At 75.0% G+C, this 8206-nt stretch carries 7 protein-coding genes; 3 read left to right on the forward strand and 4 right to left on the reverse strand.

All coding sequences use genetic code 11. From position 1 onward, the window contains the following. Positions 1-534: 534 nt before the first annotated feature. On the reverse strand, positions 535-1344 hold the full coding sequence (gene proC, locus ACFV3R_RS00005) for a pyrroline-5-carboxylate reductase (protein ID WP_385572834.1): 810 nt from the start codon (positions 1342-1344) through the stop codon (positions 535-537). A gap of 595 nt (positions 1345-1939) precedes the next feature. Between proC and ACFV3R_RS00010 the strand changes: the two genes are divergently transcribed. The 3 genes from ACFV3R_RS00010 to ACFV3R_RS00020 all read left to right on the forward strand — a co-directional run bounded on the left by ACFV3R_RS00010 (position 1940) and on the right by ACFV3R_RS00020 (position 5870). Continuing rightward, positions 1940-2560, forward strand: coding sequence for a hypothetical protein (locus tag ACFV3R_RS00010; protein ID WP_385572836.1), 621 nt, complete (start codon positions 1940-1942; stop codon positions 2558-2560). Positions 2561-2687: 127 nt separating this feature from the next. After that, positions 2688-4259, forward strand: a complete 1572-nt coding sequence (locus ACFV3R_RS00015; RefSeq protein WP_385572838.1) for a SulP family inorganic anion transporter — start codon at positions 2688-2690, stop codon at positions 4257-4259. A gap of 204 nt (positions 4260-4463) precedes the next feature. Then, positions 4464-5870 carry a M1 family metallopeptidase gene (locus ACFV3R_RS00020; protein WP_385572841.1) on the forward strand — a complete coding sequence of 469 codons (1407 nt, stop codon included), beginning with the start codon at positions 4464-4466 and terminating at the stop codon, positions 5868-5870. A gap of 52 nt (positions 5871-5922) precedes the next feature. On the opposite strand, the gene ACFV3R_RS00025 is transcribed toward ACFV3R_RS00020, so the two are convergent. The 3 genes from ACFV3R_RS00025 to ACFV3R_RS00035 form a co-directional block, all read right to left on the reverse strand. Next, positions 5923-6549: a class I SAM-dependent methyltransferase gene (locus ACFV3R_RS00025; protein WP_385572843.1), complete on the reverse strand. Its 627-nt coding sequence runs from the start codon at positions 6547-6549 to the stop codon at positions 5923-5925. Positions 6550-6953: 404 nt separating this feature from the next. Then, positions 6954-7301: a VOC family protein gene (locus ACFV3R_RS00030; protein WP_385572845.1), complete on the reverse strand. Its 348-nt coding sequence runs from the start codon at positions 7299-7301 to the stop codon at positions 6954-6956. A 142-nt stretch (positions 7302-7443) separates the two neighbouring features. After that, positions 7444-8004 (reverse strand): hypothetical protein, encoded by a 561-nt coding sequence (locus ACFV3R_RS00035; protein ID WP_385572847.1) that lies wholly within the window; start codon positions 8002-8004, stop codon positions 7444-7446. Positions 8005-8206: the final 202 nt, after the last annotated feature.

The raw sequence follows: 8206 nt of genomic DNA on the forward strand, positions 1-8206 counted from the left end.
GAACGGACGCTTCCTTCGGTCCCTTTCGGGCCCTCCGGGCGCTTCCCTTCGGTGTTTCCAACCTTACCAGATCCGTTTTCCGGTTCCGGCCCCCTGTCGGAGCGGGGTTCGCTTTCCGGTCCGACCCTTCCGGGCTTTCCCTTTCGGCGTTTCCGACTCTATCAGATCCGTTTTCCGTTTCCGTCCCGGCCGCTTGGCCGTTCCGAACTCGGAAAGTGTTTCCGATTCCCCGTCGGAGGGGGCGCCTTCCGGCGTGATCACCACAGTAGCGGCTTTTCCGTCCGGCTCATAATCGAGCTTTCCGGCCTTCGTTCGAGAAGCGTGCGAATCAGCGAGCAAATTTCTGCATGCCGAAAGACGTCCCAGAAGGGGTCGTGCTGTGGTGGGTGCCGCCGATGCGGCGAGTGTGTGCGCGGGGGCACTGCGGCCCCTGGCAACCCGGAGGACACTACACGACGGCCGTGAGGGTTTCAAACCTCCAGCCCGCAACGGGTTTTCCGGGGCGGGCGACGGGTGCCCGGGGCCGCGGACGGCTCAGCCCTGGCCGGTGGCCAGCTCCCGGCTGCGGTTGCGGGCCGCCTCCAGCGCGGCGATGAGCGCGGCCCGCACCCCGTGGTTCTCCAGCTCGCGGATGGCGCTGATGGTGGTGCCGGCCGGCGAGGTGACGTTCTCCCGCAGGGTGACCGGGTGCTCCCCGCTGTCGCGGAGCATCGTCGCGGCACCCACCGCCGCCTGGACGATCAGGTCGTGGGCCTTGTCCCTGGGCAGTCCCAGCAGGATGCCGGCGTCGGTCATGGCCTCCACCAGGAAGTAGAAGTACGCGGGGCCCGAGCCGGACAGGGCCGTGGCGGCGTCCTGCTGTCCCTCGGGCAGGCGCAGGGTCTTGCCGACCGCCTGGAAGATCTCCTCGGCCTGGGCCAGGTGCTCGGAGGTGGCGTGGCTCCCCGCGGAAAGGACCGACATGCCCTCGTCGACGAGGGCGGGGGTGTTCGGCATGACGCGTACGACTGCGGTTGCGGGCGCGCACCGCTCCTCGACGAAGGCGGTGGTGATGCCCGCGGCGGCACTGACGAGCAGGTGGTCGGCGGTGACGTGGGGTCCCAGTTCGTCCAGGAGGGCGCCCATGTCCTGGGGCTTGACGGCCAGGATGAGGATGTCGGCGAGCCTGGCCGCCTCCTCGTTGCCGACGGATGTGACTGCGTAGCGGTCACTGAGCTGCCGCGCGCGTTCGGCGCGGCGGGTGGTGACCAGGAGGTTCTCGGGGGCCCACCCGCCGCGGATCATGCCGCTGAGCAGGGCTTCGCCGATCTTGCCTGTGCCGAGGACGGCGACCTTCTTCGTCATGGGCTCACCTCGCCGTGGGGGCGGTTCGGGCCGCGGGCGGGCCGCGGGCGGTGGTGCGGGTGTCACGGCGACGGGGCGGTTCGCGCCGGGGCTGCGCCTGCGGAGCTGCGTCCGGCCGGTGGTCCACCGCCGTCCTGCCGTCCTCGGTCATCCTTGCATCGGGGCGGGGCCGGACGTCGAGGCGTCTCGGTGCGCGAGCGGGGCGCTCGGCCGGTCAGCGGTGGGCGCGCGTCCGGTCGTGTGCATCCCCGGGACGCGCCGGAGCGGGGTGAGGGTCGGTTACCGGTCAGTGCACCGGTGTTCATCAGACGGTTACCTCTCCACTTGCCGCGGGCCCGGCCGTTCCCGCAAGAATGGAGCTGACCGTTCCGCCACGGCCCGGCAGTGGCCGCCGCGGGGCCGGAGAACCCAGGCGTGTGGTGTCCGGTACGGCAGGGCGAGGGGAGAGGGGGCCACGGTGTCGTCGTACCGACCGACGTCCGGTGTGCGCGGCCCCGCCGTCCGGCGACCGCCCGTCCGGCCGCTTCCCGCCTCCCCCCGGTCGGCCGCCTCGCGAGGCCGTGCCCATGCGCTGCGCCGGGTCCTCGTCCGGGCCGTGCACAGCGGGGCGTTCGCGCTGCTGGCGCTGGCGATCGCCCTGACCGGCCTGGCCGTCGGCGGGGCGGGCGAGGCGACGGGGACGGGGACGGGGACGGCGCGTACGGTCGCTGTCCCGACCGGTCCCTCGACGGCTGCCGCGGTCGACCCGGTGCGGGAGGGAACGGTTCGCCCCGCGGCGCACGCCGGCGCGGAGAGCCTCGCGGAGGCAGCGGACACGGGTGGCGACCGGCCGCCGGTGCAAGGCGCCCCGTCGGCGGACGAAGAGGACCGTACGGTGCCGCGGGCGCCCCCGGCCGACGCACCCGAACCGTCCCCTGCCCCGGTTGGGAACACCCCGCCGGAGCGGGCCCCCGCCGAGGTGCCCGGGCCGCTCCTGGGCTCCGCGGGTGCCCCGTCCGACGCGGAGTCCCCCGGTGACGGTGACGTGCGTTCCTGCCACCCCCGTCGTCACCGCATCTCCCCGCTCCCGCCCAGCGCGCGGGGTGTCACCCCCTGTGCCGTCGACGAGGCGGCCACGGCCCCCGCGATCCTGGCCGCGCCCCTGACCGGGAGCCGCGCCACCCCCGCGAGGCGCTCCGGTGCGCTCGCCGTCACCCTGGGCGTCTTCCGCTGCTGAGCGGTGCCTCCAGCCGGCCGCCGCGGTGCTCCTGCCGCGACGCGGTCCGGCCGTGATCCGGCACACCTTCCGTCAGCGGCGCACATCCGCGCAGGTCGCGCGCGCCGCACTCCTGCTGGAGGCCCTCATGCAGAGGCTGTTGAGTCACCGTCCCACCGCCCGTTCCGTCAGAGCGTCCCTGCGCTCCTCCCTGCGTACCTCGCCCGCCGTGCTGCGGGCGGACCTGACCGCTTCCCTGGTCGTCTTCCTCGTCGCCGTCCCGCTGTGCGTGGGCGTGGCGGTGGCCTCCGGGGTCCCCGCCGAGCTGGGGCTGGTCACCGGCATCGTCGGCGGCCTGCTGACCGGGCTGCTCCCCGGCAGCAGCCTGCAGGTGTCCGGGCCGGCCGCCGGGCTGACCGTGCTGGTCTTCGAGGCCGTCCGCGAGTACGGCCTCGGGGCACTCGGAGCCCTCGTGCTGGCGGCCGGGGTGCTGCAACTGGCCATGGGGGCGTTGCGGCTGGGCCGGTGGTTCCGTGCCATCTCCGTCGCCGTCGTGCAGGGCATGCTCGCCGGCATCGGGCTGGTGCTGGTCGCCGGGCAGGTGTACGCCATGGCCGACGCGAAGGCGCCCGGCAACGGGCCGGCCAACCTCGCCGGGTTGCCCCGGCTGGTCGCCGACGTCCTGTCCTCCCCGGCGGCACTGTCCGCGGCCGGCGTCGGCCTCGGCACCATCGCGGTGCTGGTCCTGTGGCCCCGGTGGGAGCGGGGCGCACGGGTGCTGCCGGGGCCGCTGGTGGCGGTCGCCGGGGCGGTCCTCGCGGTGTGGCTGCTGGACCTTCCGGTGGCGCGCGTCCAGGTGCACGGGCTGCTGGCCGCGATCCAGCCTCCGGGAGCCGGCGACTTCGCGCACCTGGTGCAGTTCGGGACGCTCGGGACGGTGCTGGCGTTCACCCTCATCGCGTCCGCCGAGTCGCTGTTCAGCGCGGCGGCCGTGGACCGGCTGCACCGGGGGCCGCGTACCCACTACGACCGGGAGCTGATGGCGCAGGGCGCCGGCAACGCGGTGTGCGGTCTGCTGGGGGCGCTGCCCATGACGGCGGTCATCGTGCGCAGCTCCGCCAATGTGCGGGCCGGGGCGCGCACCAAGCTCTCCCGGGTGCTGCACGGTGTCTGGCTGCTGCTGTTCGCGGCGGCGTTCCCGGCGGCGCTGGGTGTCGTCCCGCTCGCGGCGCTGGCCGGGGTGCTGGTGCACGCCGGCTGGAAGCTGCTGCCGCTGCGGGAGCTGGTGCCGCTGTGGCGGGAGCACCGCGGTGAGGCGGTGGTGCTGTCGGTGACGGCGGTCGCGATCGTGGCGACCAACATGTTCGAGGGTGTGCTGCTCGGTCTGCTGACGGCGGTCGCCAAGGCGGCGTGGGAGACCTCGCACGTCCACCTGGAGGTTTGTGAGGGTGAGGACGGGCTGCGGGTACGGGCGGTCGGCAACGCCACCTTCCTGCGGCTGCCCAAGCTCCTCGACCAGCTCTCGGCGCTGCCCGAGGACCGGCCGGTGGAGCTGGACCTCTCGGGCCTGCGCCACCTCGACCACGCCTGCGGTCTGGCCCTGGCGACGTGGGCGGAGAGCCGGCGGCCGGAGTCGGCGGCGGCGCCTGAGCCCTCGGGTGTCCCCGCGGGCCGCGAGGCGGCCGGGGAGAGCTCCGGCGTCACCCGGTCGGCCGAGTAGGAAGGTGGCGGGGCCCGTCGCCGTCCGGTCGTGCGCCGGGTGGCGGCGGGTCCGTCGAGGGTGGTGAGCGGGGGCCGGCGGGGCGCCCGGTGCGGGTGGTGGCGGGGCCGGCACCGGGGGTCACCGGTGCCGCGCGGCATCCGTCGGGCACCACCCTTATGGTCCGAGAGATGCAGGATTGCCCCTTTTCGAGGAGTCGATCCCGTGGACCGTTCCCGCCTCCGTGTCTCCTGTGCCGCCCTGTCGCTGCTCCTGCCGCTGACCTCGTCCGTGGTCGGTGACGTGGCGGCGGGCGGCGCGCCGAGGGGGGCCGCCGGGGCCGGCGGGCTGGGCGACCCGCTCTTCCCCAAGCTGGGCAACGGCGGCTACGACGTGCGCCACTACGGCCTCGACCTGGGCTACGACGTGCGCAGCGGCCGGCTCACCGGCACCGCCCGGATCACCGCCACGGCCCGTGAGGACCTCGCCTCCTACAGCCTGGACCTGCGGGGGCTGTCCGTGCGGCGGGTGGAGGTCGACGGCCGTCAGGCGCGGTTCAGCCGCTCCAGGGACAAGCTGCGGGTGGTGCCGGAGCGCGGGCCGCACCGGGGGGCGCGGTTCGTGACGACCGTGAGGTACGACGGGGTGCCGCACGCCATGACGGACGCCGACGGTTCGACGGAGGGCTGGGCGCGGACCGGGGACGGGGCGTTCGTCGCGGGTCAGCCCGCGGGGTCGATGACCTGGTTCCCGTCCAACAACCACCCCTCGGACAAGGCGTCCTTCGACATCTCCGTGACCGTCCCGGCGGGGTACACCGGCATAGCCAACGGGGAGCTGCGGGGGCGGCGTACGGCACACGGCCGCACCACGTTCCGGTGGCAGCACTCCGATCCGATGGCGACCTACCTGGCGACCGCGACCGTCGGCAGGTTCCGGGTGAGCCGGTCCCGGGTGCACGGTATCCCGCTGTACGTGGCCGTCGATCCGTCACAGTCCGCCCTGGCCGCGGGCCCGTTGGCGCGTCTGGGGGACGTGCTGGAGTGGGAGAGGGGCCTGTTCGGGCGCTATCCGTTCGCCTCGTCCGGGGCCGTGGTGGACCGGGCCCCGCCGGGCTTCGGCTATGCGCTGGAGGTGCAGACGAAGCCGCTGTACTCGCAGGCGCCGGACGTCCCCACGGTGGTGCACGAAATGGCCCACCAGTGGTTCGGCGACTCGGTGACGCCGCGGACCTGGCAGGACATCTGGCTGAACGAGGGCTTCGCCACCTATGCGGAGTGGCTGTGGGACGCGCACACCGGCGGCCCCTCCACGCGGGAGACCGCCGAACGGCTGCTGCACAGCGATGCCGCCTCACCGCTGTGGTCCGTTCCGCCGGGGCGCCCCGGCACCGCCGTCGAGGTGCTGGGCGACTCCGTCTACAAGCGGGGGGCGCTGGTGCTGCAGAAGCTGCGGGAGGCGGTCGGCGACCGGGCCTTCTTCCGCATCCTGCGCGAGTGGCCCGCCGCCCACCGCCACGGCAACGCCGGGACGCGCCAGTTCGAGGACTTCTGCCGACGCCGCACCGACCGGGACCTGGACGCGGTCTTCGGCACCTGGCTCTACGGGCGGGGGAAGCCGGGGGCGCACTGACCGGCCGGCGGCCCGCGGTCCGGCCCGGCGGACCGCGCCCGCGGGGTGGTGGTCACCACGGGTTGAGGGTGACGGTGAGCAGGACGGACCACGGCTCCTCGACGATGCCGTCGGGGAAGACCTCGTGCAGGGCGGCGCGTTCCTCCCGGAGGAGTTCGGCGGCCCGGCGGGGGCCCTCCACGGCGGTGCGGGAGCGGCTGCCGAGCATCGCGAGGTGGACCTCGACGGGCACGTGGCGGACCCAGTGCAGTTCGCGGACGACCGGCTCTGCGCCGCGCACGGTGTGGCGGCGGATCAGGTCCGGTGCCTCGCGGGGGCGGCCGTGACGGCGGTAGCCGGGCAGCCGCTCCTCCAGCCGCTGCTCCTGCGCCTCGACCCAGTCGCGGGCGGTGTCGGGCACGTTCCACCAGGCCGCGAAGGCGCCGCCGGGGCGGAGCACCCGCAGTGCCTCGGGGACCGAGCGTGCGGGGCCGGTCCAGTGCCAGGCCTGGGCGTAGGTCACGTAGTCGAAGCCGGCACTGCCGCGGAAGGGCAGGGCGTCGCCGACGGCCCGCACCAGCGGGGTGCCGGGGCCGGCGGTCAGCAGCTCGGCGGCCATGGCGGGACCCGGTTCGACGGCGGTGACCCGGGCGCCGCGGGCCTGCAGGAGCCGGGTGGCGATACCGGTGCCGGCGCCCACGTCCAGCACCCGGGCGCCGCGCAGGGGGGCGTGCGGCGAGCGACTCCAGCGCGCCTAAGGGGTCCTTGCAATATGAGCGTCCGATGAGGTTGCGTGGTCCGGTGCCGTGCATCGCAAGGCGCCGGAGAGTCCTCGTAGCGGAGCTACTAGGGCTTTTCGACAACGCCGCGAGATGCGGTGCCAGACCACGCGGCCCGGGCGGGCATATGGCAAGGCCCCCTAAGAGGGCCGGCGGGTAGGTCGGGCGGTTCGCGGCGTAGTCGGCGGCCACGGCGTCGAAGGAGCGGGCGCGGGCGGTGTGCCCGGCCGCGTTCTCGGCCGTCGCGGGGGCGGGGTCCGGCCGGTGCGGGGAGGTCATGGGGACATGCTGCCCCGGGGACGGCGTGGACCGAGGGGCGGCGGGTTCACGTCACGGGGTTCTCCACCAGCGTGACGCGGTTGCCGTCGGGGTCGTGGAGGGCGGCGAACCGGACGGTGCCACTGCCCTGCTGGACCTCGCCCGCCGGCAGGCCCCGTCCGGTGAGGGTGGTGAGGGTGGCGTCGAGGTCGGTGACGACGAGGTTGAGGAGGGTGGAGCCGGCGTGCTCGGGCGAGAGGAAGACCTGGATCCAGCCGCTGCCGGTGACGTGCCAGTCGGCCAGGGAGGGCATGGGGCGGGCGTCGGCGGGCCGGCCCAGCAGCCGCTGGTACCAGTCGACGGCGGTGTCGATGTCGCTCACCGGCGCCACCGCCAGTACGTGGGTGAAGGCCATGGCGTTCGGGTCCCTCCGCGAGGCGACGGTGAGGGTGACGGGTGATGCGTCCCTCGCCGATCCTCGTCCGGTCTGCCGTGGACGGCCAGGGGGGAGGGCCCGATCCGGTGGGCGGCGGCGGCCGGTCTGCGGGGCGGGCCCGTCAGCTGCGGGCGGCGCGTTTCCCGGCGGTGCCGCCCCGGCGTGCGGCGGGGTTGCCGGTGCGGGCGCCGCGGCGACGGGCGTAGCGGGCGCAGGCCTCCTCGTACTCGGCGCGGTGCAGCCGCTCGCCCGGCGCCTCGACCAGGCTGCGGCAGAACCAGGCGAGCAGGGAGCCGATGAAGCCGATGGTCATCATCGACTGGGAGGAGCGGTCCGCGGCGGTGGGTGCCTCGGGGTCGGGGCGGCGCACGAACCTGTCCCAGGTGCGGCGGAAGGCGAGGGCGCTGCAGATGCCGAAGCAGGCCACGACGAGCACGTTCACCAGGGAGCCGACGGCGGCGAGCCGCAGCCCCTCGAAGCCGAAGCGCAGCAGCAGGGCGCCGAGGACCGCGAGGAGCAGCGAGCCCAGTGCGAGGGCGGCGCGGCGCAGGGCGTAGCCGCCGTCGTGCTCCAGCCAGGTGGTGCCGAAGAAGCGGATCTCCTCGGGCTGCGGTCCGGCCGCCGTCTTCCCGGGGGCGCTCTCGCGCGGGGCCGCGTCGCGCTCGCTTCGCTTCTCGCTCATGTCACCGATTATCCCGGCCCGCGGCCGTGTCCGGGGCCGGCGGTGACGAAGGGAACAGGGCGGGGGCGACGCGGACGCCCGGGGGCCGGGGGGGGGGGGGCGGGCGCCCGACCGCCCCCCGCGGGGTGGGGGGGTGCCGGGCCCGCACGCCGGCCCGGGGGGGCCCCGGGGCGGGGGGGGGCCGTGCGGGGGTGTCTCCGGG

Source organism: Streptomyces sp. NPDC059740 (assembly GCF_042733155.1).
GTDB lineage: Bacteria > Actinomycetota > Actinomycetes > Streptomycetales > Streptomycetaceae > Streptomyces.

What these genes read in the sequence shown, in the direction of transcription:
- ACFV3R_RS00035 (WP_385572847.1), bottom strand. Translation starts at nt 8,004, where the DNA reads ATGAGCGAGAAGCGAAGCGAGCGCGACGCGGCCCCGCGCGAGAGCGCC.
- ACFV3R_RS00030 (WP_385572845.1), bottom strand. Translation starts at nt 7,301, where the DNA reads ATGGCCTTCACCCACGTACTGGCGGTGGCGCCGGTGAGCGACATCGAC.
- ACFV3R_RS00015 (WP_385572838.1), top strand. Translation starts at nt 2,688, where the DNA reads ATGCAGAGGCTGTTGAGTCACCGTCCCACCGCCCGTTCCGTCAGAGCG.
- proC (WP_385572834.1), bottom strand. Translation starts at nt 1,344, where the DNA reads ATGACGAAGAAGGTCGCCGTCCTCGGCACAGGCAAGATCGGCGAAGCC.